This window comes from Flavobacterium sp., from assembly GCF_043720215.1.
Lineage (GTDB): Bacteria > Bacteroidota > Bacteroidia > Flavobacteriales > Flavobacteriaceae > Flavobacterium.
In genome coordinates this window covers 1-24357 of sequence record NZ_JAYSSZ010000212.1, presented here as the reverse complement: position 1 = coordinate 24357, position 24357 = coordinate 1, and the positions used below count along the sequence as shown (strand labels likewise).

22 protein-coding genes and 1 pseudogene are annotated in these 24357 nt (G+C 32.3%); 14 read left to right on the top strand and 9 right to left on the bottom strand.

Annotated elements, in window-relative coordinates:
* The 3 genes and pseudogenes from ACHZC3_RS09820 to ACHZC3_RS09810 form a co-directional block, all read right to left on the bottom strand.
* Nucleotides 1-289 (bottom strand): annotated as a pseudogene (locus tag ACHZC3_RS09820) (Fe-S oxidoreductase); the annotation flags it as partial.
* Nucleotides 290-309: 20 nt separating this feature from the next.
* The gene (locus ACHZC3_RS09815; RefSeq protein ID WP_394759687.1) at nt 310-1257 is read right to left on the bottom strand and encodes an MlaD family protein; all 948 of its coding nucleotides are present in this window, start codon (nt 1255-1257) and stop codon (nt 310-312) included.
* 41 nt (nt 1258-1298) lie between these two features.
* Entirely contained in the window at nt 1299-2480 is a 1182-nt protein-coding gene (locus ACHZC3_RS09810) for an N-acetylmuramoyl-L-alanine amidase (protein WP_394759686.1), read from the bottom strand.
* 77 nt (nt 2481-2557) lie between these two features.
* Between ACHZC3_RS09810 and ACHZC3_RS09805 the strand changes: the two genes are divergently transcribed.
* Both ACHZC3_RS09805 and ACHZC3_RS09800 read left to right on the top strand, forming a co-directional pair.
* Nucleotides 2558-5284 (top strand): putative LPS assembly protein LptD, encoded by a 2727-nt coding sequence (locus tag ACHZC3_RS09805; protein ID WP_394759685.1) that lies wholly within the window; start codon nt 2558-2560, stop codon nt 5282-5284.
* 16 nt (nt 5285-5300) lie between these two features.
* On the top strand, nt 5301-5681 hold the full coding sequence (locus ACHZC3_RS09800) for a RidA family protein (RefSeq protein WP_394759684.1): 381 nt from the start codon (nt 5301-5303) through the stop codon (nt 5679-5681).
* A gap of 89 nt (nt 5682-5770) precedes the next feature.
* Here ACHZC3_RS09800 and rocD read toward each other — a convergent pair whose 3' ends face one another.
* Nucleotides 5771-7051: an ornithine--oxo-acid transaminase gene (rocD, locus tag ACHZC3_RS09795; RefSeq protein WP_394759683.1), complete on the bottom strand. Its 1281-nt coding sequence runs from the start codon at nt 7049-7051 to the stop codon at nt 5771-5773.
* Between the two features lie 99 nt (nt 7052-7150).
* A complete protein-coding gene (locus tag ACHZC3_RS09790; RefSeq protein ID WP_394759682.1) occupies nt 7151-7696 on the bottom strand; it encodes a DUF1697 domain-containing protein in 546 nt (181 codons plus the stop codon).
* Between the two features lie 71 nt (nt 7697-7767).
* Here ACHZC3_RS09790 and rlmD point away from each other — a divergent pair, with 71 nt between their 5' ends.
* The 4 genes from rlmD (at nt 7768) to ACHZC3_RS09770 (ending at nt 11206) form a co-directional block, all read left to right on the top strand.
* A complete protein-coding gene (gene rlmD, locus ACHZC3_RS09785; protein WP_394759681.1) occupies nt 7768-9183 on the top strand; it encodes a 23S rRNA (uracil(1939)-C(5))-methyltransferase RlmD in 1416 nt (471 codons plus the stop codon).
* A gap of 101 nt (nt 9184-9284) precedes the next feature.
* Nucleotides 9285-9791: a DUF6452 family protein gene (locus tag ACHZC3_RS09780; RefSeq protein WP_394759680.1), complete on the top strand. Its 507-nt coding sequence runs from the start codon at nt 9285-9287 to the stop codon at nt 9789-9791.
* On the top strand, nt 9763-10503 hold the full coding sequence (locus ACHZC3_RS09775; RefSeq protein WP_394759679.1) for a DUF6048 family protein: 741 nt from the start codon (nt 9763-9765) through the stop codon (nt 10501-10503). Before ACHZC3_RS09780 ends, ACHZC3_RS09775 begins: the two co-directional genes overlap by 29 nt.
* An 82-nt stretch (nt 10504-10585) precedes the next feature.
* Nucleotides 10586-11206 (top strand): hypothetical protein, encoded by a 621-nt coding sequence (locus tag ACHZC3_RS09770; RefSeq protein WP_394759678.1) that lies wholly within the window; start codon nt 10586-10588, stop codon nt 11204-11206.
* A 43-nt stretch (nt 11207-11249) separates the two neighbouring features.
* Here ACHZC3_RS09770 and ACHZC3_RS09765 read toward each other — a convergent pair whose 3' ends face one another.
* Entirely contained in the window at nt 11250-11483 is a 234-nt protein-coding gene (locus ACHZC3_RS09765; RefSeq protein WP_394759677.1) for a hypothetical protein, read from the bottom strand.
* A 110-nt stretch (nt 11484-11593) separates the two neighbouring features.
* Nucleotides 11594-12817, bottom strand: a complete 1224-nt coding sequence (locus ACHZC3_RS09760; protein ID WP_394759676.1) for a class I SAM-dependent RNA methyltransferase — start codon at nt 12815-12817, stop codon at nt 11594-11596.
* A gap of 123 nt (nt 12818-12940) precedes the next feature.
* On the opposite strand from ACHZC3_RS09760, the gene ACHZC3_RS09755 reads away from it, so the two are divergent.
* From ACHZC3_RS09755 to ACHZC3_RS09725, 7 genes are all read left to right on the top strand, one after another.
* Nucleotides 12941-13705, top strand: a complete 765-nt coding sequence (locus tag ACHZC3_RS09755; protein WP_394759675.1) for a class I SAM-dependent DNA methyltransferase — start codon at nt 12941-12943, stop codon at nt 13703-13705.
* Nucleotides 13706-13782: 77 nt separating this feature from the next.
* Entirely contained in the window at nt 13783-14451 is a 669-nt protein-coding gene (locus tag ACHZC3_RS09750; RefSeq protein ID WP_394759674.1) for a ZIP family metal transporter, read from the top strand.
* 22 nt (nt 14452-14473) lie between these two features.
* A complete protein-coding gene (gene murQ / locus ACHZC3_RS09745; protein WP_394759673.1) occupies nt 14474-15286 on the top strand; it encodes an N-acetylmuramic acid 6-phosphate etherase in 813 nt (270 codons plus the stop codon).
* Nucleotides 15287-15289: 3 nt separating this feature from the next.
* Nucleotides 15290-15517, top strand: coding sequence for a DUF6095 family protein (locus ACHZC3_RS09740; protein WP_394759672.1), 228 nt, complete (start codon nt 15290-15292; stop codon nt 15515-15517).
* Nucleotides 15504-16079 (top strand): DUF1572 family protein, encoded by a 576-nt coding sequence (locus tag ACHZC3_RS09735; protein WP_394759671.1) that lies wholly within the window; start codon nt 15504-15506, stop codon nt 16077-16079. Before ACHZC3_RS09740 ends, ACHZC3_RS09735 begins: the two co-directional genes overlap by 14 nt.
* A gap of 88 nt (nt 16080-16167) precedes the next feature.
* Entirely contained in the window at nt 16168-16539 is a 372-nt protein-coding gene (locus ACHZC3_RS09730; RefSeq protein WP_394759670.1) for a DNA topoisomerase IV, read from the top strand.
* Between the two features lie 40 nt (nt 16540-16579).
* Entirely contained in the window at nt 16580-17440 is an 861-nt protein-coding gene (locus ACHZC3_RS09725) for a TerC family protein (RefSeq protein WP_394759669.1), read from the top strand.
* A 216-nt stretch (nt 17441-17656) separates the two neighbouring features.
* Here ACHZC3_RS09725 and ACHZC3_RS09720 read toward each other — a convergent pair whose 3' ends face one another.
* Complete coding sequence (locus tag ACHZC3_RS09720; protein WP_394759668.1) at nt 17657-20389, bottom strand: DNA gyrase/topoisomerase IV subunit A; 2733 nt, start codon at nt 20387-20389, stop codon at nt 17657-17659.
* Nucleotides 20390-20433: 44 nt separating this feature from the next.
* Nucleotides 20434-22290 (bottom strand): DNA topoisomerase IV subunit B, encoded by a 1857-nt coding sequence (locus tag ACHZC3_RS09715; protein ID WP_394759667.1) that lies wholly within the window; start codon nt 22288-22290, stop codon nt 20434-20436.
* Nucleotides 22291-22504: 214 nt separating this feature from the next.
* Here ACHZC3_RS09715 and ACHZC3_RS09710 point away from each other — a divergent pair.
* On the top strand, nt 22505-24357 hold a 1853-nt coding region (locus ACHZC3_RS09710; RefSeq protein ID WP_394759666.1), incomplete at its 3' end, for a TonB-dependent receptor domain-containing protein.

Below are 24357 nucleotides of genomic sequence, written 5' to 3'. Positions count from 1 at the left end.
GGTGAGTTCCAAACAACCCATCAATCATGATTTCTAGAACTTCTAGATTGATAACCACAAAACCTACATATATTATGATATGAAGGATTCCTGCTACTGGTCGTTTGACCATTTTAGATTGTCCGAGTGCAATCATTGCCATGTTTTTCCATCTTTCTGAGGGATTGTCAGAACGATCTACATCTTGTCCTAATCTTATATTTCGGAGAATTTTTTTGACATTGATAGCAAAATATCCAATTCCTATAGAAAGAATAATGAAGAATAATATATTATCTAAATAGCTCATAAATAAATATTTGTGTTTTGTTATTTTTGTATTGGTTGTTCTATATACGGTTTTTCTTTTTTGCCAAAAAGAGAAACATTCACATATCGTGTTGGATGTAATCTTACATCTTGTAATAATAATTCCAACTCTTTTGATGCTTTAGATAAATTATTATACATCGCATCATCTTTTAGCAATTTACCCATTGTTCCTTTTCCTGACTCTAAATTTGTCATGATTTTATTAACATTATCTAAAGTAGCTTCTAGATTTTTTACTGTTGCTCCTAGATTTGCTTTATCTAAATCGGAAGAAATTTTAGCAAAATTCTGTGTGGTTTTGTCTAAATTAGCTACAGCACTTCCTAGCTTAACTTTATTTTCTACTAATATATCATCAACATTTTTAGATACTTTACTAAAATTTGACATGGTTTTATTTAGTTCAGCAATAGCGGTTTTTAGATTTGCTTGTGTTTGTGCATCTAAAACTGTGTTTATATTTGATATTAAAGCATCGGCATTTGCTAAAACTTTGTCTAAACGCACTTGAAGTGGTTCTAATTTTTGCCCCAAAGCATCTGTTAACCCTAATTTTATTCCTGACAATAGTTTATCACCATCAACAGTCAAATTAGTATCTTTATAATTAGGAATAATTGCAATTTGTTTGCCTGCAATGACTCCTGGCTCATATATTTGAGCCATACTTGTTTTGGAAATTGGAAACTGGTCGTCATCTATTTGAAGTTCAACTAGTAGTTTTCCGTTTGTGTTTAGTACTATCGAATTTACTTTTCCTATAACTTTTCCGCTTACTGTTACTGGTGCCGATGTGGCTAAACCTTCTACATTCTCGTATTCAACAAATAATTTTTTATGGCTGTTAAATAAATTTTGCCCTTTTAGGAAACTGTATCCCCAAATGAATAACAAAATTGAGGCGATGACTAATATGGCGGTTTTAATTTCTCTAGTGATTTTCAAGGTATAATATTTTTAACAAAATTAATAAATTCTTATTAGTATTACTTCTTTAATGCTTCGTTTAAGCTAATTTTTATTCCGTTTTTGAACGTTACAATAAATGCGGAGTCAAATCCTTTTGTTCTAGCCTCAGCAAGTTGCTTTTTAGAAACTTCATAATCATTAGTTTCTCCAAACATGTACTTGTAATACTCTTTTTCTAAAACAAATGAAATTTTATCTAAACCGTTAAAACTTTCTGGCTTCGATTCAATTTTAGTTTTACTTGCTTTAAGTTGAACTTTAAAAATTACTTTATTTGGATCAACCGTTTTAGCATCTGGTTTCAACTCAATTGTCTTTTTAATTTCTTTTGAAGTGTCTTTTACTTGAGTTTGCTCTTTTATTTTGGGTGTAGAATCTTTTACTATTGGTTTTTCATATTTTTTAATATCAATTACTGGCATTGTACCACCAAAATGCTCTACTTTCATTCTAAAAATTGCATCGGCAATTGTTTTAGCCATATTTTGTTGTCCTTCTTCAGAATTAAGATAAGCCCCTTCATCTTTATTGGATATAAATCCTGTTTCGATAAGCACTCTTGGCATAAAAGCCTTATGTAATACCATAAATGGTGCTTGAGCAACACCACGTGATTTTCTGTTTAGTTTATTTTCTAAACCGTCTTGAATTCTACTCGCTAGTTCTATGCTTTGATCTAGATATTCTTCCTGTGCAAGTGTTGCACTTATTAGAGATTCTGGCGAATTAGGATCGTACCCAGCATACTTACTTTTATAATTATCTTCTAAAGTAATTACCGCATTCTCTTTCTTTGCAATGGCAAGACTTGAAGCACTTTTAGAAAGTCCCATTACAAATGTTTCTGAACCGTAAGGTTCGGTATTTTTGTTTGCATTACAATGTATTGATACAAAAAAATTAGCATCAGCTCTATTCGCAATATTCGCTCTTTCTACTAAATCTACAAAAGTATCATCGTTTCTTGTATATATAACTTGAACACTAGGATCAGCTTCTAGTATTTTACCCAATTTTAAAACAATCGCTAAATTTATATTTTTTTCAACAAAACCATGGTAAGTAGCTCCAATATCATGTGCTCCATGACCTGCGTCAAGTACAACTTTAAATTTTGAATTAGTTTGTGCAGATAGCGTTGCAACAAAAAATAATGATAATACTAAAACTGAATGTTTGAATTTTAATGCAATTTTCATACTTGTATTTTTTATAAAAGACCTAAAAGGTTATAATTTTATTAAATGCTTAATTTTTTTTAAAAATAGATGTAAGTTTGTCACTTCAAAAATTAAGCCATATTTTTACAAAAATAGTATTTATAGCGTTGCGTACAAACTTATTTCATATCGTTTTTTTAGCTTTTTTATTAACTTTTGGATATACCACTTCCTATTCTCAAGAGTTACCTAAAAAAAGCTTAGCCATACCCTCTAAAAAACAGCAAGATAGCTTAAATATTGGTATAAAAAATATTGCTAAAACTACTGATACTATAAAAAAAGATAGTATCCCTAAAAAAAAGCAATTGCTTGAAGGTCAAATTAAGTATAAAGCAGCTAAATATGCTAAAATAAATCAAAAAAAGAAACAAATTACGCTTTACGATAAAGCTGAAGTATATTATAAAGATATAGAACTTAAGGCTGGAACTATAGTTATTGATTACGAAAAAGATGAAGTTTATGCCGGAAGAATAAAAGATTCTGCTAACGCTTATTCACAATATCCTTATTTTAAACAAGGAGAAAATGTGGTTGAGCCAGATTCTATTCGTTTTAATTTTAAAACTAAAAAAGCTCTAATTTGGAATTCTCGAACTGACCAAGGAGAATTTAAAGTAAAAGGAGAGATAACAAAGCGCGAAAATGATTCTGTTTATTTTATAAAAAATGCTCGTTTTACCACATCAAAAAATCTGGAAGATCCAGAATATTACTTTTTAGCACGAAAAATTAAGTTAGTTCCAGGGAAAAAAGTAGTAACCGGATTTACAAACATGGTTATTGCTGGTGTTCCTACTCCTCTTGGAATTCCGTTTGCTTATTTCCCATTATCAAAGGAAACTAATGTGTCTGGAATAATTATTCCAACATTTGGAGATTCCAATGCGCAAGGTTACTTTTTACAAAATGGGGGTTATTATTTTGCGTTAAGTAAACATTATGATTTAGCCCTTTTAGGCGATTATTACACTAATGGAAGTTATGCTATAAGGGCAGAAACCAGTTATGCCAAAATTTATAAGTATAGAGGGAATTTTAATTTCAGGTTCGAAAATCAAATATCAGGAGAGCGTGGTTTACCTGGCTATGCTAAAACAAATCTTTATAATTTGCAATGGAGTCACGCTCCAGATGCGAAGGCAACTCCTAATTCGAGATTTTCGGCTTCAGTAAATTTAGGAAGTCAAAAATATTTCAAAAATTCGTTTAACCAAATAAACACTTCTGCATCATTAAACAATACACTTAGTTCATCTATTTCGTATTCCAAAACATTCAATACCATTCCGCAAGCAAATATATCATTATCGGCAAATCATAGCCAAAATACAAATACTGGACAAATAAATATGACGTTACCAACACTAACGGCAAATGTTGACAGAATTTATCCGTTTGCTAAAAAAGATGAATCTAAAAAAGGTTTTATAAAAAACATCAATCTTGCTTATAACTTATCTGGTAGAAACGAAATACAAACTGTTGATTCCTTATTCTTTAAACCTCAAATGTTTCGCGATGCAAAAAACGGAATGCAACATACTATTCCGTTGACTACAAATTTTAAAATATTAAAATATTTAAACATATCTTCATCTGTAAACTACATAGAAACTTGGTATTTAAAAACTATAGAAAAAAAATACAATGCTTTAACTAATACTGTAGACGAAACTCAAAAAGGTGGTTTTGATGCTTTTAGAACGTATAATTTTTCAGCAGGATTAGGAACAACGATTTATGGAACTTTCAAAGTAAGTAAAGACAAAAAAATTCAAGCCATCAGGCATGTTATGACTCCAAATATTAGTTATAGCTACAATCCAAGTTTCGAAAAATATTACGATACATATGCTATAGATGGAAGCGGAAAAATGGAAGATTATTCTCGTTTTGAAAAAGGAATTTTCGGCGCACCAAACAAGAATTTTTCAAATAACTTAAATTTTTCTTTAAACAATACTTTCGAAGCTAAAGTAAGAGACCGAGATTCAACTAAAGTAGAGCCAAAGAAAATTATGTTACTTAATAATCTTCAATTATCTACTGGTTATAATCTATCGGCTCTCGAAGGAACTCAAGCATGGCAACCCGTTCGAGTTAGTGGCGGAACAAATCTATTTAAAGAAAAAATGAATGTCAATTTTGCTGCTACTTTAAATCCTTATGCTATTGACGCAAATGGAAAACCATTAAATATGTTCAACATAGACAATGGCGGAAGCCTTTTCAGAATGACTAGTGCAAATATGACACTTAATTATTCGTTAAATAGCAATGGAGACAAAGACAAAAAGGAAGATGATTCTTTCGATAATAAAGGCTTAAGAAATGGAGGTCGAGAAGATGATTTGTTCGGAAAAACTACTGATTTTAGTAACAGACAAGAAAGTCAGTTTGGGAAAGATGATAAAGAAGATAAATTTTCAGGTTTTTTTAATGCTCAAATTCCTTGGGATTTAAAATTAGCTTATTCACTGACTTATACAAACGACAATCGGGAGAAAAAAATTTCTAGCAGCTCATTAATGTTTTCAGGAAATATCGATATCACTCCAAAATGGAAAGCTGGAGTTTCTTCAGGGTATGATTTTGTGCAAAATGGAGTTACCTATACACAATTACGTTTTGAGCGAGATTTATTAAGTTGGCGAATGGATTTTAATTGGATGCCATACGGAGATAGAGCTACTTGGTATTTCTTTATAGGAATTAGCTCTTCTGTATTAAGCGATATTAAATGGGACAAACGAAATACTCCAGATAGAAGACTTTAATTTTAGATTTAAAACAATGAAAAAAATAATTTTTACAGATAAAGCTCCTGCTCCTATTGGACCTTACAGTCAAGCAGTTTTAAGCGGAAACACATTATATACTTCGGGGCAAGTAGCTATAAATCCAGTCACTGGAGACTTAGTTTTAGAAAATATAGAGTTAGAAACCGAACAAGTTATGCAAAACTTAAAAGCAGTTCTAGAAGCTGCCGATATGACTTTTAATAACGTAATAAAAACCACAATTTTTATTATGAATATGGGAGATTTTGCTAGAATAAATGCTGTTTACTCCAACTATTTCAGCGAAGAAACTGCCCCAGCTAGAGAAACTGTTCAAGTTGCTTGTTTACCAAAGAATGTAAACATCGAAATTTCGATGATTGCTGTGAAGTAATATTAAAGAAAAACTAAGAATAAGCAAATAAAAAAATCCGAGTCGTCTATTAGACAACTCGGATTTTCTATTTATAAATAAATTGAAAATTACTTCTCAAATTGTTTCAATGTTTTAATAATTATTGAAACACAATCTAACAATTGTTCTTCATTCATTACTAATGGTGGTGCAAAACGAATAATATTTCCGTGTGTTGGTTTAGCTAACAATCCGTTATCACGCAAAGCCATACAAATATTCCAAGCGGTATCACTTTCTTCGGTATCATTAATAACAACTGCATTTAACAAACCTTTTCCACGAACTAAGGTCGCTACAGTAGAAGTTTCAATAAATTTCGCTAATTCCGAACGGAAAATTTTTCCTAATCGACGTGCATTCTGAGATAAATTTTCGTCAGAAACTACATCTAAAGCAGCCATTGCAACTGCGCCAGCTACCGGATTACCACCAAATGTAGAACCGTGTTGTCCAGGCTTAATTACATTCATAATGTGATCGTTTGCCAAAACTGCCGAAACTGGGTAAGCACCACCTGAAATAGCTTTTCCTAAAATTAAAATATCAGGAGCTACATAAGATGCTTGTTTTTCGCATGCATTTTCGCAAGTACAATTACCACAAACAGCTAATATTGATCCCGTTCTAGCAATACCTGTTTGCACTTCGTCAGCTATAAATAAGACATTATGCGCTTCACAAAGTGCTTTGGCTTTTGCCAAATAATCTTCGCTTGGAACATAAACACCTGCTTCGCCTTGAATAGGTTCTACTAGAAATCCTGCAATATTTTTTGATGATTTTAATACATTTTCTAAAGCAGTTAAATCATCGTAAGCGATGCTAATAAAACCAGCGGTATAAGGTCCAAAGTTTTTACGTGCATTTTCGTCATTAGAAAAAGAAATAATTGTAGTTGTTCTTCCGTGAAAATTTCCGTCGCAAACAATAATTTGCGCTTCATTTTCAGCAATTCCTTTTTTCTCGTAAGCCCATTTTCTACATAATTTCAAAGCAGTTTCAACTGCTTCGGCACCAGTATTCATAGGTAATACTTTATCAAAACCAAAATATTTTGTTATATACTCTTCATAAACGCCTAATTTGTCGTTATAAAAAGCACGAGAAGTCAATGTTAATGTTTGTGCTTGTTCTATCATTGCTCCAATAATTTTTGGGTGACAATGTCCTTGGTTTACTGCCGAATAAGCCGACAAGAAATCGTAATATTTTTTTCCTTCTACATCCCAAACATATACACCTTCTCCACGAGCCAAAACTACAGGAAGTGGGTGGTAATTGTGTGCTCCGTGTTTGTCCTCTAAAGCAATAATTTCTTGTGAACTGATTTTTTGTAATACTGACATGATAATAATTGTATTGATTTTAGTAATCTCAATTCCTACTTTCGGAGAGAAATCATCCCTATTTTCGACAAAAATAATGAATATTCTTTAATTTATAGTCTATCTTTCTTCAAACATTTCTAACAACTTAGTTACCGTATTCCAATTTCTAATTGTTGCGGTTACATTTAGTTTTTTCTCTATATATTTCTGATCCAATCTGGTTTTTCCTGCTCCAATATCGTATTTAATATAAATTCTACTGGAATCAATACTAGCTTCATCAGGTTTGAACTGACTAATTTTTAAATCGTTTAATGCCGAAGCATTTAATTCTTTCGAAATAAAAGCTACGTATAATTTCTTTATATCTGCTTCTTTTTCTTTCAAATAGCTGTTATTTTTAAAACAATCTTCTAAATCCTTTTTACCAATAACAACAATAGGAACGTCATGTCCAAAAACTTTAAAAATCTCCTGTTTGATTGTAAAACCAACACTAGGACCGTTTTCTTCTTCAGAATCTACAAAGACATTTCCTGATTGTATATAGGTTTGCACATTATGGAAACCACTATTTTCTAAGGCGCTTTTTAGTGCGTCCATTTTTATCATATTGTGACCAGAAACGTTGATACCACGAAGGAGTGCGAGATGGGTTGTCATTATTTATATAGATTTTGGTATAAATTTAAAATAATTTATCAAATGAACCTAACAATCCTTATTTTTGCAACATGGGAAAAAAAATAACAGACAAAATCGTTTTTGATACGGTAAAAGTCCTTGATGCGGGTGCAAAAGGCGTTTCGGTGGCGAAAGCTCCTGATGGTAAAGTAATTTTTATATCTAATGTCGTTCCTGGCGATGTGGTCGATGTGCAAACTTTCAAAAAGCGTAAGGCTTATTATGAGGGAAAAGCCATCAATTTTCATGAATATTCTGAGCATAGAACGGAACCTGTTTGCGAGCATTTTGGTGTTTGTGGTGGTTGCAAATGGCAGAATATGAAATATTCACAACAGTTATATTACAAACAAAATGAAGTATATAACAATTTAAAAAGAATTGGAAAGGTCGAAATGCCTGATTTTGAACCTATTTTAGGATCGGAAAAACAGTTTTTTTATAGAAATAAAATGGAATTTGGTTTCTCTAACGCTCGTTGGATGACCGAAGCTGAGATAAAAAGTGATGAAGAATTTGATGACCGAAATGCGCTAGGTTTTCATATCCCAAAAATGTGGGATAAGATTCTTGACATTACAAAATGTCATTTACAAGCAGATCCATCGAATGCAATTCGTAACGAAATTCGTCGTTTTGCAATAGAAAATAATTTAGAATTCTTCAATCCTAGGAATCACGAAGGTTTACTCAGAACTCTTATGATTCGTACGGCTTCGACTGGTGAAATCATGGTTTTGATTCAGTTTTTTGAAGAAAACAAAGTGCAACGCGAATTGATTATGAATCATTTGGCTGAAACTTTCCCTGAAATTACTTCATTACAATATGTGATAAATGGTAAACCAAATGATACAATTTATGACCAAGATGTAAAACTTTTTAAAGGTCGTGATTATATTCTCGAAGAAATGGAAGGTTTGCATTTTAGTATTAACGCAAAATCTTTTTACCAAACCAATTCTGAACAAGCATACGAACTATACAAAATAACTAGAGATTTTGCTGGATTAACAGGAAATGAACTCGTTTACGATTTATATACTGGAACAGGAACTATTGCACAGTTTGTATCAAAACAAGCTAGAAAAGTAATTGGAGTTGAAGCGGTTCCTGAAGCGATTCTTGATGCTAAAGAAAATGCAAAACGCAATAATATTACCAATTGTGAGTTTTTTGTAGGTGATATGAAGAATGTTTTCAATGATGCTTTTATTGCGCAACATGGTCACCCTGACGTAATTATTACCGATCCGCCTCGTGATGGTATGCATGCTGATGTAGTGAAACAAATCTTATCTATCGGTGCTGAAAAAGTGGTTTATGTGAGTTGTAACTCAGCTACACAAGCACGTGACTTAGCACTTATGGACGAAATGTATCAAGTAACTCGCATCAGACCAGTTGATATGTTTCCGCAAACGCATCATGTGGAAAATGTGGTCCTTTTAGAAAAAAGAAAATAATTATTTGTCCCACTGAGCTGTCACCCCGAGCGTAGTCGAGGGGCGAAGTGATTTTAAAAGGTCTTCGACTTCGCTCAGACGGACATTTTGATTTTAAATTTATGAAAAAAATTAAAATAATTGCTATTGCTATTTTCATTGCAAACCTATTTTTGGGTTGCGAGAAAGATGATATTTGCGAAGACGGAACGCCAACGACTCCTAGAATAGTTGTTGAGTTTTATGACAATCTAAATCCAACGGTAAAAAAAACGGTTACTAATTTAGGAATTGTTGCTGACGGAATGACAACAGGGATTTTATATAATGGTGTGAGTACAATTGAAGTTCCGCTGCAAACTACTGCTGATATTACAAAATATAGTTTTATCTATGATTCACAAAATGTAGATTTTTTGCTTCGAAATGAAGATAAAATAACCCTCAATTATACAAGAACTGATGTCTTTATTTCTCGAGCTTGTGGTTATAAAACCGTTTTTAGTTTACTTGATAATCCTAATGGAATTGTAAAAACTATCGACACTGATAATTGGATTAAAGAAATTGTAATTCAACAATATAACATTCTTAACGAAGATGAAGTTCATGTTAAAATTTTCTTTTAATATCCTCATTCTATTTTTATCATTTGGCTCTTTTGCACAAGATAAAAAGAAAGATACACTAGTGCCAAAAACGCAGCGATATGGTTTACGCGTTGGTGTCGATTTGTCTAAACTAGCCAGAACAGTTTACGATAAAAATTATAAAGGATTAGAATTTGTTGGCGATTATCGTCTGACAAAAAGAATGTATCTCGCCGCAGAAATAGGAAACGAAAACAAAACTACCGATGACAATACTGTAAATTTTACAACCAAAGGAACTTATTTTAAAGTAGGTTTCGATTCTAATAATTACGAAAACTGGTTAGACATGGAAAACATGATTCACATTGGTTTGCGTTACGGAGTCAGTTCTTTTAGTCAAGAATTAAACAGTTATAAAATATACAATACCGATACTTATTTTCCAGTTGCACAGCCAATTGCTATTGATACAAAATACAACGGATTATCTGCACAATGGGTTGAAGTTGTTGCAGGTATGAAAGTAGAATTATTTAATAATCTCTATGCTGGATTTAGTGCTCGTTTAAACTATCTGGTTTCGAACAAAAAGCCTGATAATTTTGATAATTTATATATTCCTGGTTTTAATAGAACGTATGACGGAAAATTTGGTGTAGGTTGGAATTACACCATTAGCTATTTTATTCCTTTGTATAAATCTAGTGGGGAAAAAATAGTAGATTCTAAAAAGAAAATAAAGAAATAATTTCTTCTATATATTGAGATAATTTAATTTTTATTACAAATTATACAAATTTACAAGTTAGCAGTCATTATAAATTAACGCTATGCATAAACATAAAAATCTATTAATAATCTTCCTTACTTTCTTAACTTTTGGAAACCTAAAAGCCCAAGACCATTTAGAGCCAGTTGAAGGTGTTTTTTTTATGTATGACTTCCAAGTTGAATATTATCCAAAAGTTAGAGAGATTCTTTTTGATGGACTTTCAGATAATCCAGAAATAAGGTATTTAATTATGCCTTCTTTTAGCGGCGAAAAAGTATTAGATATTAATAAAGATTTTGCAAGCGGAAAATATTTTATTAACTTTCAAGTAGCTGAACCAAGTGTGTGGAATTCTATTCAAAGTGATAAAAAAGAAGTTAAAGTCAAAAAAATAAAAAAAGAAATTTCAGCAAAAGATACCGAATTAATAAAAACGTTATTTAAAAAGGCAATTTTAACTGTTAAATACCCAAATAAAGAAATGAATGGATTGGATGGTACTAATTACTATTTTGCTTCCTCAAACAAATCTGGAACAATTTGGTCACCTAAATCAGGTTCAAAAATGTCAAAATTGGTCGAAATTGCAAATGGTATTGTAGAGTTCTCAAAAAATGAAAAAACGGACTTTAATGAGGAGTTTGTTGTAAAAATAAAAATGCTAATAGATGAATTATAAAAATAACGACTGCTAAAAGCAATTGTATTAACATAGAAAAAACTTATTTTATCTCCTTAAATCCTTTTATAAATAACCATTTCATAAATAATTTCTCACCTTCATTCGTTTGAATGGATTGAAATTTTGGAGCCAAAAGTGTTCCCACTACAAAAGCAGTAATCGGAACCCAATAACCTTCTAGATTTGTATAAATTGCTACTAAATATCTTGTTGTAAAAAAGATTACCGCAAAACCTATAAAGTTATAAACGAATGATTTTGTTTTTTTGTTCATGCTTTTAAATTTTGATGAGATTTCTCCTTCGTCGAAATGACAAGATGGTATTTATTTTGTCATTTCGACGAAGGAGAAATCTCATGATACTATTATTATTTTAAATCTAATTACAAATCGTTACTCTCTGAAATCTGATTACTGTTATCTAAATTCTGACCCGAGCCTTCAGGGCGAACAGGCGAAGCAAATTTCGTTCTCTTGCTTCCTTCGTACATTTCGTATTTTACCAATCGAGCTTCTAAACTTCCATTGAAAAGTTTAATTTTTCGGGAAGGTTTTAATCCTACAAACTTCAATGCTTCCAGATTTGCGGTAATAAACCAAGCGTTTGTATTCGGGTAACTTTGTTTTAAAGTATCTCCAATTTCTCTATAAAAACGTTCCATTTCAATATCTAATCGTTCACCATAAGGTGGATTAAAAACCATATGTAATTTACCTTCTGTATTTTTTTCTGTATTGAAGAAATTTTGCTCAGAAATGGTTACATATTCATCCAAATTAGCATTTTTTATATTGGCAATCGCTTTTTGAACAGCACTTGGCGCTTTATCGTGACCCACAATCGTATAATGAAATTCTTTAATTTTCTTCATTAATGAATTCATGATATTATCAAACAATTCGTTGTCCCAATCGTTCCATTTTTCGAAAGCAAATTCTTTACGGTTTATGTTTGCAGGAATATTACAAGCAATCATAGCGGCTTCGGCAAGAATAGTTCCCGAACCACACATAGGATCTATAAAATGTCCTTGTCCTTCCCAACCAGAAAGCATCAACATTCCAGCTGCTAAAACCTCATTTATAGGTGCAATATTGGTCGCAGTTTTGTAACCACGTTGGTGCAATGAAGCGCCAGAAGTATCTAAAGCAACCGAAACTTGGTCTTTATCGATGTGAATATTGATTCTCAAATCTGGAAAATCTTTATCTACACTTGGACGAACTCCAGTTTTTGCTCTAAATTGGTCAACAATGGCATCTTTACATTTCTGAGATACAAATTGAGAATGTTTGAAATATTCTGAATGAACAGTCGTGTCTATCACAAAAGTCTGATTCGTATTCAAATAGTTAGACCAATCGATTCCTTGTATGTTTTTGTATAAATTCTCGTCACTTTTTGCTCTAAAGTAGTAAATAGGTTTCAGGATTTTTAGCGCTGTTCTTAAGGACAAATTGGCTTTATACATAAATCCTTTATCTCCAGCAAAACTAACCATTCTGGTCCCCATTTCTACATCTTGAGCACCTAGTTGGGTAAGCTCTTTTGCTAATATTTCTTCGAAGCCAAAAAAAGTTTTGGCAATCATTTTAAAATTTTCCATTTTCAATATCAATGTCAATTACAAAAATCAATTCAAAAAGCATTGTGAATGTTGATGTAATAGTTATTTTTCTGCAAAAATACATTAAATTTGCAGTTATATTTGAATTTCAAAGAACAAACAATGTCAGAATCCGAAAATCCTAATTCTAAAATCACAAATCCTGAATCAAATAACTGGTTTGCTACTTGGTTTGACTCACCTTATTATCACATACTTTACAAGGACAGAAACTATCGTGAAGCTCAGGTTTTTATGGATAATCTGACACATTATTTAAATCTTCCAGAAGGTGCGACTGTATTAGATTTAGCTTGCGGCAAAGGTCGACATGCGATTTATTTAAACCAATTGGGATTTAATGTTTTAGGCGTAGATTTATCGCCAAATAGCATTGCAGAAGCTAGTAAAAACAACAATATTCACCTGAATTTTAAAGTTCACGATATGCGTGAGCCGTTTGAAGAGAAATTTGATGCTATTTTTAATTTATTTACCAGTTTTGGATATTTTGAAAGTAATGCAGATAATTTAAAAACTTTAATTTCTATAAAAGAAAGCTTGTCAGAATATGGTTTTGCCGTTATCGATTTTATGAATGTTAATCATGTAATCGAAAATCTTGTTCCTGAGGAAGTAAAAACTGTTGATGGCATCGATTTTCATATCAAACGATATCTAAAAGATGGCTATATCCACAAAGAAATTGATTTTGAAGACCAAGGAGAAAAATTTCATTTTACCGAAAAAGTACAAGCGTTAACCTTACAGAATTTTGAAGAAATGATGGAAGAAGCAGGTATTTATTTGTTAGATATTTTTGGTGATTATAAATTAAAGAAATTTCATAAAACCGAAAGCGAACGATTAATCATGATTTTTAAATAAGGTTATTTGTTGATTTGGTTAATCGGTTATTTGTTTAATCGATTAAACAAATCAACGATTAAACAAATAAATACTAAATGGAATATCTTTTACCTCTACTATCGGTTTTATTAGGTTTTGGAATTGCTTTGTTTTTCAGACCAAAGAACAAAACCAATCTAAAATTACTATTGGCTTTTAGTGGTTCTTTCTTGTTGTCATTAACCGTAATTCATTTATTACCAGAAGTTTACGAAACAAAGAGTCATTCTATTGGGATATATATTATGGTTGGGATTTTGTTCCAAATCATACTCGAATTTTTCTCGAAAGGTGCAGAACATGGTCATGTACATGGTCACGATAAATTAAATCAAATGCCTTGGGCGCTTTTTATAAGTTTGTGTTTGCATGCTTTATTAGAAGGATTTCCAGTAGGTCATCACCATGATTTAGCCATAGGAATTGCGATTCACCACTTCCCTATTGCCATTATTTTAACCACTTTTTTCTTGGGTGCGCAACTAAATAAAACAACTTTATTTTTGTTTATGCTAACTTTTGCTATCATGACACCATTAGGAACTTTAGTTTCTGAAAATTTCCCAATTTTAAACGAGTATTACACACAAATAACAGCTGTTGTTATTGGAATTTTATTTCATATTTCATCGACTATTATATTTGAAAGTAGCGAAGGACACAAGTTTAATATTGCTAAAATTTCAATGATTATTTTAGGAATTGGATTGGCTTATTTTGTTTAAATTTATATAAACTTTAAAAAAAATGACTTTCACAAAAACCACCGAACAATCTTCAAAACACGAACATTTAGAAAAAATGTCGGTTCATGAATTGTTAGTTAATATAAATAATGAAGATAAAACCGTTCCTTTAGCAGTCGAAAAAGCGTTACCACAAATAGAAAAATTAGTTACTGAAATTGTTGCCAAAATGAATCTCGGCGGACGATTATTTTATATTGGTGCAGGAACTTCTGGACGATTAGGAATTGTAGATGCTTCGGAATGTCCGCCAACTTTTGGTGTTCCTTTCGATTTAGTAAACGGAATTATTGCTGGTGGCGACAAAGCCATTCGCAGAGCAGTCGAAAATGCCGAAGACAACACGACACAAGCTTGGATTGATTTATGTGAATTTGATATAAACAAAAATGATGTCGTGGTTGGTATTGCTGCTTCTGGCACGACTCCTTATGTGATTGCTGGATTAGAAAAATGTAATGAAAACAACATTATAACAGGTTGTATTACATGTAATGAAGGAAGTCCGTTGTCGCAAACGGCTCAATTTCCTATCGAAGTGGTTGTAGGACCAGAATTTGTTACTGGAAGTTCGAGAATGAAAGCTGGAACGGCTCAGAAACTGGTTTTGAATATGATTTCGACAACAACCATGATTCAATTGGGGAAAGTAAAAGGCAACAAAATGGTCGATATGCAATTGAGCAACGACAAACTCGTAGATCGTGGCGTAAAAATGATTATGAGCGAAATAGTTGTGAGTTATGAAGAAGCTTCTGAGTTATTGAAAAAGTATGGAAGTGTGAGAAAAGCTGTAGATAATTATAAAATTTAAAAAATGTCAACAAACAAAGAAATACTATTTAAAGGAGTGAAATATTTATTATTTGCATTACCGCTTATATTTATTGGTCCTTCGGTGATTTTTAGTTCATTCAAGAATCAAGATCATCCGTTTTATATTCCGATTTTGGGATTGGGAATTATTTCTTGTTTTGGTGCTATATTTTTAATGTTTAAAGGAATACAAACCATAATGCAAAGTTTATTCGATGGAAACAAATAGTATTTATCTGGAAAGTGTCAAAAAACAAATGCTTTATTATAAAACAATTGGTGAAAAAGCAATGGATCAATTGGAACCAGAGCAATTATTTAGTTCGGTAAATGAAGACACAAATTCTATTGCAGTTATAGTAAAACACATGTCAGGAAATATGCTTTCTCGTTGGACAGATTTTTTGACAACCGATGGCGAAAAACAATGGCGTAATCGTGATGGCGAATTTGAAAATTCAAATGATACCAAAGAAGAGTTGTTAAAAATATGGAACAACGGTTGGGATTGTTTTTTTAATGCTATTCAATCTTTACTACCTGAACAATTGTCACAAATTATTTACATAAGGAACGAAGGTCAAACAGCAATGGATGCTATCAATAGACAATTGGCTCATTATCCGTATCATATTGGTCAGATTGTTTTTTATGCTAAAATGCTTAAACAAAGTGAATGGAATAGCTTATCGATTGCTAAAAACAAATCGAATAACTATAATGCCGATAAATTTTCGAAAGAAAAAAGTTTGAAGCATTTTACAGATGATGAATTAGATAAATTACAATAGCCCTGATAGAGGTGATATCCTTTTTGTAGAGCCTTTTCGGCGAAACAAAAAGATAAAGCCGAAAGCAGGATAAAGCTCCTAAAAAATTATGAAAAAATTATTTATACTTCCTTTGCTCTTATTATTAGCTTCTTGTTACAATCAGGAACGAAACTGCAAGGATTTTAGAACTGGGAAATTTACGTTTACACAAAAAATAGATAGTGTCGAGAAAACATCGACTTTCGAGCGTACTGAAGACCTACAAATAGAAACTTTTGAAGGCAAAACAGATACTGCATCTGTTCGTTGGGTTAATGATTGCGAATGTGTTTTACAAAAACTACATCCGAAGAATATGCAAGAGAAAAAATCTATTTCGATGAGAATTGTAACTACTAAAAAAAATACTTATACTTTTGAATATTCTTTTGTAGGAGAATCAAAAAAAGAAAAGGGAACTGTAACAAAAATAGATTAACTGCGTATAATAACTTTATACTCTAAATATTTACCATAAAATGATTGAATTATTATCTAACCCAGATGCATGGATTGCCTTATTAACACTTACTTTTCTTGAAATTATTCTTGGAATAGACAACATTGTATTTTTGTCTATTGTTTCTGGGAAACTAGACGAAAAAGACCAGCCAAAAGCTCGCAAAATAGGACTTTTATTGGCTATGGCTTTTAGAATTATCTTACTTTTCGGAATTACTTGGGTTTTAGGATTACAACAAACGTTATTTTCTATCGATTTAGGAGTTTTCTCGGCACATGTTACGGGTCAAAGTTTGATCATTTTTGGTGGTGGTTTGTTTTTATTATACAAATCAGTATCGGAAATTCACCACAAAATGGAAGGTGAAGAAGATTCTGAAACTGGAAAAGCTGGAAATACCTTAACAGCAGCCATTGTACAAATTGCATTGTTAAATTTGGTTTTCTCTTTTGATAGTATTCTTACAGCGATTGGATTAATTAGTATGAAATCGCCAGCTGAAGGTGGTTTTGGTTACGATGGTGCTCTTGCCATTATGATTTTAGCAATTATCATTTCGGTAATTATTATGATGATTTTTGCTGGTCCTGTTAGTAAATTTGTAAACCAACATCCTACAATTCAAATTTTAGGATTGTCTTTCTTAATATTAATTGGTGTGATGTTATTGGCAGAAGGTTCACATTTGGCACATTTCCGTTTTGGTAATGATACCGAAGTAGGAACTATTCCAAAAGGTTATTTGTACTTCTCAATTTTCTTCTCACTATTCGTCGAATTCTTGAATTTACGAATGAAGAAAAGCAGAAACCCAGTCAAACTACATAATAGTACTATTGTAGATAAAGAATTAGAAGATACTGATGTAACGAATTAGTAAAAATATTTATAGCATAAAAAACCAGCAATTGCTGGTTTTTTATGCTATAAATATTTTTAAACTTGAATTTACTGGGATAAAAAACACGTAGTTTGTCATTCTGAAGAAGGGAGAATCTCAACAAAATTGAGCAACAATATGAGATTCTTCCTTCGTCACAATGACAATATTGTCCATAAATAATCCAGTGTTTTTTTTAAAGTTTAAATTGTATTAATCCAAACTCAAAGTTATTTGTCCGTCATCATCAAGCTCGATATTGTAATCTGATATTTCTATTTCGCCCGAAACTTCTAATTCCTCTGGAACAACTTCAACTGGCTCTTCATAAGGCAATGATTCTAAAAGATTAACTTGCTTCAATTTATCAGACGTCAGTTGATTACCAATAGCTTTTATACCTTTAATACCAATAAATTGCTCTAAATCTATGGTTTGATTTTCTTTCTGAACTCCTTTTACTTTATTAAAAATAATTTCGGCAACAGGACGCCAATCGGTAGATACTATTTCTAGTTGTGATTTTTCGTGTTCAGTAATAAAAATTTCCTCTTTATTTTCGTTTTCAACTAAGAAACGTTTTATAAAATATTTCTCTTTCTCGCCATCATAATAAATCGCAGAAACTGGTTTTTTAGGGTGCCATTTTTCGAGCACAACCATATCTTCATCGAAATGGGTTGTTAGTTCTGGAATAATAGTTTTTAATTTTCCAGATTGATTGATGATTAACAATCGATCATTCGGTCGGAATTCACCAAGCAACTCTCCTCTTCCATCTACATTCAAACGTTGTACTGTATCATCGAACCAAACTTTTCTAGGACGCAAAGTTGAAATTCCTTTTTCCTTTAGTTCAATTTTTTTAATTGGGTATTTAGATACCGTATTTCCTTTACTTACACGACCTTTTATAGCAATATCAGCAAAATCGATATCCCATTTTAGCTTCTTAATACTACCTACTTGACGTAATAAAATAGTCACTACTTCGGCTTCGCCATTTGGATTATGAGAGAAATACAATACTTGAGAACCTGATGTTCCATTAGTTAAATCGTACGCTTTATCACGTGTAACTCCTGAAACATTGAAACGTTTTATGAATGACGAACCATTTTTTCCGTCACGATAAACCATATTATAAATCGTGCGTTTATCACTTTTGTCAAAAACTGCAATATGAATAATGTCTTTACCAACGAACTTTTTATCATCAACTTTAGAAACCATTAATGTCCCATCACGAAGAAAAACAATCACATCGTCTATATCTGAACAATCGGCTACATATTCGTCTTTTTTTAAGCCAGTTCCAAAGAAACCTTCTTCTTTATTTACGTATAATTTAGTATTTCTTAAGACTACTTTTGTTGCTTCAATCGTATCAAAACTTCTTAACTCAGTTTGGCGTTCACGACCTTTTCCGTATTTCTCTTTTAGACGAGTGAAATAATCAATAGCAAAATCGATTAGGTTGTCTAAATGATGTTTTACCTGCTCTATATCTCCTTCTAACGCTTCTATTTTGTCTTGGGCTTTGTTACTATCAAATTTAGAAATACGCATAATTCGTATGTCTAACAATCGTAAAATATCATCCTCAGTAACGGCACGTTTCAAATGTTTGATATGAGGTTTTAAACCATCGTCAACCGCTTTGATTACATCTTCACGAGTCGTTTTATCTTCAATATCACGATAAATTTTATTTTCGATAAAAATTCGTTCTAACGAAAGGAAATGCCACTGTTCTTCGAGTTCGCTTAACTGAATTTCGAGTTCGCTTTTTAATAATTGAACGGTTCTATCAGTCGAAATCTTCAACATAGCAGAAACACCAATAAACAAAGGTTTGTTATCTTCAATGACACAGCCTAATGGTGCCACCGAAGTTTCGCAACCTGTAAAGGCATATAAAGCATCAATCGATTTATCAGGAGAAACACCAGGATAAAGATGAATTAATATTTCAACTTCTGCTGCTGTGTTGTCTTCTATTTTTTTGATTTTTATTTTTCCTTTTTCATTGGCTTTCAAAATACTATCAATTAATGTTGAAGTATTGGTTGAAAATGGAATTTGTGTAATGACTAAAGTTTGCTTGTCTAATTGTGAAATTTTAGCACGAACACGAACACGTCCGCCACGCAAACCATCATTATAATTAGATACATCGGCAATACCAGCTGTTTGAAAATCTGGATATATGGTAAATGGTTTTCCTTTCAGAATTTTTATCGAAGCATCGATTAGTTCATTAAAATTGTGAGGTAACACTTTCGTGGATAAACCAACAGCGATACCTTCAGCTCCTGAAGCCAACAATAATGGGAATTTTACTGGTAGGTTGTTTGGTTCTGCACGACGACCATCGTAGGACATTCCCCAATCGGTAATTTTAGGAGAATATAAAACCTCTAAAGCAAATTTTGACAAACGTGCTTCAATATAACGAGAAGCCGCAGCGCTATCACCTGTTAGAATATTTCCCCAGTTTCCTTGACAATCTATAAGTAATTCTCGTTGACCAATTTGCACCATAGCATCTCCAATACTGGCATCTCCGTGAGGGTGATACTGCATCGTGTGACCTACAACATTGGCAACTTTATTGTAACGACCATCATCTAACTCTTTAAGTGAGTGCATGATACGACGTTGTACTGGTTTGAAACCATCTTCAATTGCAGGAACAGCACGTTCAAGAATCACATAGGAAGCATAATCCAAAAACCAATCTTTGTACATTCCTGTAACTTTGGTAATGGTATCTTCTGGATTCTCGTCGTTTTCGTAAAAATGCTGACCTTCAAAGTGTTTTGCATCTACTTCAATAATTTCATCAGCGTCGTTTTCTTCTTGATTTTCATCAATAGAATTGTCTTCCGATTGGTTATCGTCTTCTGAATTTGGAATTATGTTATCTTCTTCTTCGTCTTTCATAGTTTACGGCTAATATTTTCCGTTAACGGTTATTTTATTAAATTCTAAACTTCTGCAACCACATCCAATTCCACCTTCAAATTATTGATGATAAATGTTTGTCTATCGGGTGTATTTTTCCCCATGTAAAACTCCAATAATTTTTCTATTGATGTCGATTTGTCTAACATAACTGGATCTAAACGAATGGTTTCGCCAATAAAATTCTTGAATTCATCTGGCGAAATCTCTCCTAATCCCTTAAATCGAGTAATTTCTGGTTTTGGTTTTAATTTTTCGATGGCATCTCTTCTCTCCTGTTCAGAATAACAATAAATGGTTTCTTTCTTGTTACGCACACGAAATAATGGTGTTTGAAGAATATACAAATGACCTTCCTTGATCATTTCTGGAAAAAACTGCAAGAAAAAGGTAATCAATAACAAACGAATGTGCATTCCGTCGACATCGGCATCGGTAGCAATTACGATATTGTTATATCGCAAATCTTCCATGCTTTCTTCAATATCTAATGCCGCTTGCAATAAATTGAATTCTTCATTTTCGTAGACAATTTTCTTTGACATTCCGTAGGAATTCAAAGGCTTCCCACGCAAACTAAACACTGCTTGTGTGTTCACATCACGAGATTTAGTAATCGAACCAGAAGCCGAATCTCCCTCGGTTATAAAAAGCGTACTTTCTAAACTTCTAGGATTTTTAGCATCTGTCAAATGAACTCTGCAATCACGTAATTTTTTGTTGTGCAAACTAGATTTTTTAGCTCTGTCTTTGGCTAATTTTCTAATTCCTGACAGTTCTTTACGCTCTCTTTCTGCTTGAAGAATTTTGCGCAAAAGCAAATCGGCTGTTTCAGGATTTTTATGTAAAAAGTTATCTAACTTGGTTTTAATAAAATCATTTACAAAAGTTCTCACAGAAGGTAAATTAGGCCCCATATCGGTAGATCCTAATTTGGTTTTGGTTTGACTTTCAAAAACAGGTTCTTCCACACGAACCACAATGGCGGAAACGATTGATTTACGAATATCTGAAGCCTCGAAAGGTTTGTTATAAAACTCTTTGATGGTTTTTACAATCGATTCACGGAAAGCACCTAAGTGTGTTCCTCCTTGCGTGGTATTTTGTCCGTTTACGAACGAGTAATATTCTTCCGAATATTGTGTTTTACTATGCGTTATGGCTACTTCGATATCGTCACCTAGAAGATGAATAATTGGATAAACTCTATCTTCATCTGCAATTGTTTCTTCCAGTAAATCTTTTAATCCATTATCTGAAAAATATTTTTCTCCGTTGTAAATTATGGTTAGTCCTGTGTTTAAGTAACAATAATTTTTGAGCATTTTGATAATATACTCGTTTCTGTATTTATAATTTTTAAAAATAGCTTCATCGGCAACGAAAGAAACTTTTGTTCCTTTACGCTTTGTACTCTCAATAATATCTTCTTCTAAAGTTAAATTCCCTGCAGAAAATTCTGCAGCTTTTTGCTGGTTGTCACGAACAGATTCTACACGAAAATAATGAGAAAGTGCATTTACAGCCTTGGTTCCTACTCCATTTAATCCTACTGATTTTTTAAATGCTTTCGAGTCGTATTTTCCTCCAGTATTCATTTTAGAAACGACATCGATAACTTTACCTAACGGAATACCACGTCCGTAATCACGAACAGTAACCATTTTGTCTTTCATCGTGACTTCGATAGTTTTTCCTGCACCCATCACAAATTCATCGATACAGTTATCGAGAACTTCCTTGAGAAGGATGTATATACCATCATCTGGCGAAGAACCGTCTCCTAGTTTCCCAATGTACATTCCGGGACGCAAACGAATGTGCTCTTTCCAGTCGAGTGAACGTATATTGTCCTCATTATATTGATCTTGTTCTTGCATAAAGAAATCTTGGAATTTTTGCTAATGTAAGATTTCTAATGAAAAAATAAAATAGCTTATGAATAAAGTTATCAAAAGAGTTGTTATCATTTGTTTTGAAACAAATTTCTTCTAAATTATTAACAATGATTATCTGATAATATTATTGTGTTAGGTGTTTTTTTAATACAAAAAATTCATAAATTAGCACAAACCTAATAACAAACCCACAATTATGAAAAAACAATTTTTATTTACCTTACTTTTCTTAGGATTATCCTTTTTAGGATATTCACAGAAAACTATTTCTGGTCAAATTAATGACCGAACTGGACAACCAATGTCAGGAGTAAATATTCTCGAAAAAGGAACTAATAACGGAACTTCAAGTGATTTTGACGGAAAATTTTTACTTACAGTACGTAATGATGAATCTAAATTAATTATAAGTTTTTTAGGATTTAAAACTACCGAAATAAAAGCCTCTGAAAATGTAAAAATAACACTTGAAGAAGAAGGTGTTGGATTAGAAGAAGTAACTATTCAAACTGTAGGCTCTAGAAATGCTAAGAGAACTGTTGTAAATTCTGCTGTTCCAATTGATATAATTAATGTTAAAGATGTAACAACACAAAGTGGTAAAATTGAAATTAATGAATTGCTACAATATGTTGCACCTTCATTTAATGCTAATAAGCAATCCGGTTCAGATGGTGCCGATCACGTAGATCCAGCTTCATTAAGAGGAATGGGACCAGACCAAACGTTGGTGTTAATTAACGGAAAAAGAAGACACCAATCTTCATTAATAAACCTTTTTGGAACACGTGGAAGAGGGAATACAGGAACCGATTTGAATGCAATTCCTGCTTCATCAATAAAAAGAATAGAAATTCTTAGAGATGGTGCAGCAGCACAATATGGTTCTGATGCTATTTCGGGCGTAATAAATATTGTATTAAATGACAATGTAAATGAACTTACAGGTGCTATAACTTATGGTGCGTACAAAACTGATGCAAGAGGTGATTTCCCATTAGGAACTGCTAATACTCCTGGTTTTAGGTTAGACAAAAACGGAAACGGAAATACTTTTGGTAAAGACAAAAATTTTGATGGTAATTCTGCGAAATTATCATTAAATTATGGTACAAAATTAGGTACAAAAGGAGGTTATGCTAACTTTACAACCGAATTTTTAAACAAAGAGAAAACTTTGCGTCCTGGATTCGATTTTAGAAAAGGATTTGGAGAAGCTGAAATATTTAGTGCTAATTTTATGGCTAATGCTGCTATTCCAATTACCGATAAAATAGAATTTTATGCTTTTGGTGGCAGAAATTACAGAGATACTGATGCCTATGCATTTACTAGAAATGATGGAGCAAGAGTTGTAGAATCTATATATCCTGGTGGATTTACACCTAGAATTACTTCAAATATTATAGATAATTCAATCGCGGCGGGTTTTAGAACTAACACTACTGGTGGCTGGAAAATAGATTTGAGTAATACTTATGGTAAAAATATTTTTGATTACCGAATTGAAGGTACTTTAAATGCTTCATTAGAAGGTGCATCTCCAAGAGCATTCGATGCTGGTGGACACAGTTTAAGTCAGAACACTACAAATCTTGATTTTTCGAAAAATTATGATTCTGTTTTAAGTGGTATGAATTTAGCTTTTGGAGCAGAATTTCGTTCAGAGACATTTAAGATTTTTGCTGGCGAGTTAGGTTCTTATGCTACTTATGACACTTTTGGCAATCCAATCACAGATCCTACAACACAATCGGCACCTATCGATCCTGTTTCTGGAGACCCAAGACCTGGAGGCTCACAAGGATTTCCTGGTTATAGCCCAAAAAATTTGGTTGACAAAGGAAGAACAAACTTATCTGTTTATGCGGATGCTGAATTTGATATTACTAAAAAATTCTTAATTAGTACTGCTGTACGTTTCGAAAATTATAGTGATTTTGGTAGTACTGTAAACGGAAAATTAGCTTCAAGATATAAAATTACCGATAACATAAACGTTAGAGGTTCTGTAAGTACTGGATTTAGAGCGCCATCGTTAGCTCAAAT

Coding starts and splice junctions, on each gene's coding strand:
- ACHZC3_RS09810 (WP_394759686.1), bottom strand. CDS start 2,480: ATGAAAATTGCATTAAAATTCAAACATTCAGTTTTAGTATTATCATTA.
- ACHZC3_RS09800 (WP_394759684.1), top strand. CDS start 5,301: ATGAAAAAAATAATTTTTACAGATAAAGCTCCTGCTCCTATTGGACCT.
- rocD (WP_394759683.1), bottom strand. CDS start 7,051: ATGTCAGTATTACAAAAAATCAGTTCACAAGAAATTATTGCTTTAGAG.
- ACHZC3_RS09790 (WP_394759682.1), bottom strand. CDS start 7,696: ATGACAACCCATCTCGCACTCCTTCGTGGTATCAACGTTTCTGGTCAC.
- rlmD (WP_394759681.1), top strand. CDS start 7,768: ATGGGAAAAAAAATAACAGACAAAATCGTTTTTGATACGGTAAAAGTC.
- ACHZC3_RS09780 (WP_394759680.1), top strand. CDS start 9,285: ATGAAAAAAATTAAAATAATTGCTATTGCTATTTTCATTGCAAACCTA.
- ACHZC3_RS09775 (WP_394759679.1), top strand. CDS start 9,763: ATGAAGTTCATGTTAAAATTTTCTTTTAATATCCTCATTCTATTTTTA.
- ACHZC3_RS09770 (WP_394759678.1), top strand. CDS start 10,586: ATGCATAAACATAAAAATCTATTAATAATCTTCCTTACTTTCTTAACT.
- ACHZC3_RS09765 (WP_394759677.1), bottom strand. CDS start 11,483: ATGAACAAAAAAACAAAATCATTCGTTTATAACTTTATAGGTTTTGCG.
- ACHZC3_RS09760 (WP_394759676.1), bottom strand. CDS start 12,817: ATGGAAAATTTTAAAATGATTGCCAAAACTTTTTTTGGCTTCGAAGAA.
- ACHZC3_RS09755 (WP_394759675.1), top strand. CDS start 12,941: ATGTCAGAATCCGAAAATCCTAATTCTAAAATCACAAATCCTGAATCA.
- ACHZC3_RS09750 (WP_394759674.1), top strand. CDS start 13,783: ATGGAATATCTTTTACCTCTACTATCGGTTTTATTAGGTTTTGGAATT.
- murQ (WP_394759673.1), top strand. CDS start 14,474: ATGACTTTCACAAAAACCACCGAACAATCTTCAAAACACGAACATTTA.
- ACHZC3_RS09740 (WP_394759672.1), top strand. CDS start 15,290: ATGTCAACAAACAAAGAAATACTATTTAAAGGAGTGAAATATTTATTA.
- ACHZC3_RS09735 (WP_394759671.1), top strand. CDS start 15,504: ATGGAAACAAATAGTATTTATCTGGAAAGTGTCAAAAAACAAATGCTT.
- ACHZC3_RS09730 (WP_394759670.1), top strand. CDS start 16,168: ATGAAAAAATTATTTATACTTCCTTTGCTCTTATTATTAGCTTCTTGT.
- ACHZC3_RS09725 (WP_394759669.1), top strand. CDS start 16,580: ATGATTGAATTATTATCTAACCCAGATGCATGGATTGCCTTATTAACA.
- ACHZC3_RS09720 (WP_394759668.1), bottom strand. CDS start 20,389: ATGAAAGACGAAGAAGAAGATAACATAATTCCAAATTCAGAAGACGAT.
- ACHZC3_RS09715 (WP_394759667.1), bottom strand. CDS start 22,290: ATGCAAGAACAAGATCAATATAATGAGGACAATATACGTTCACTCGAC.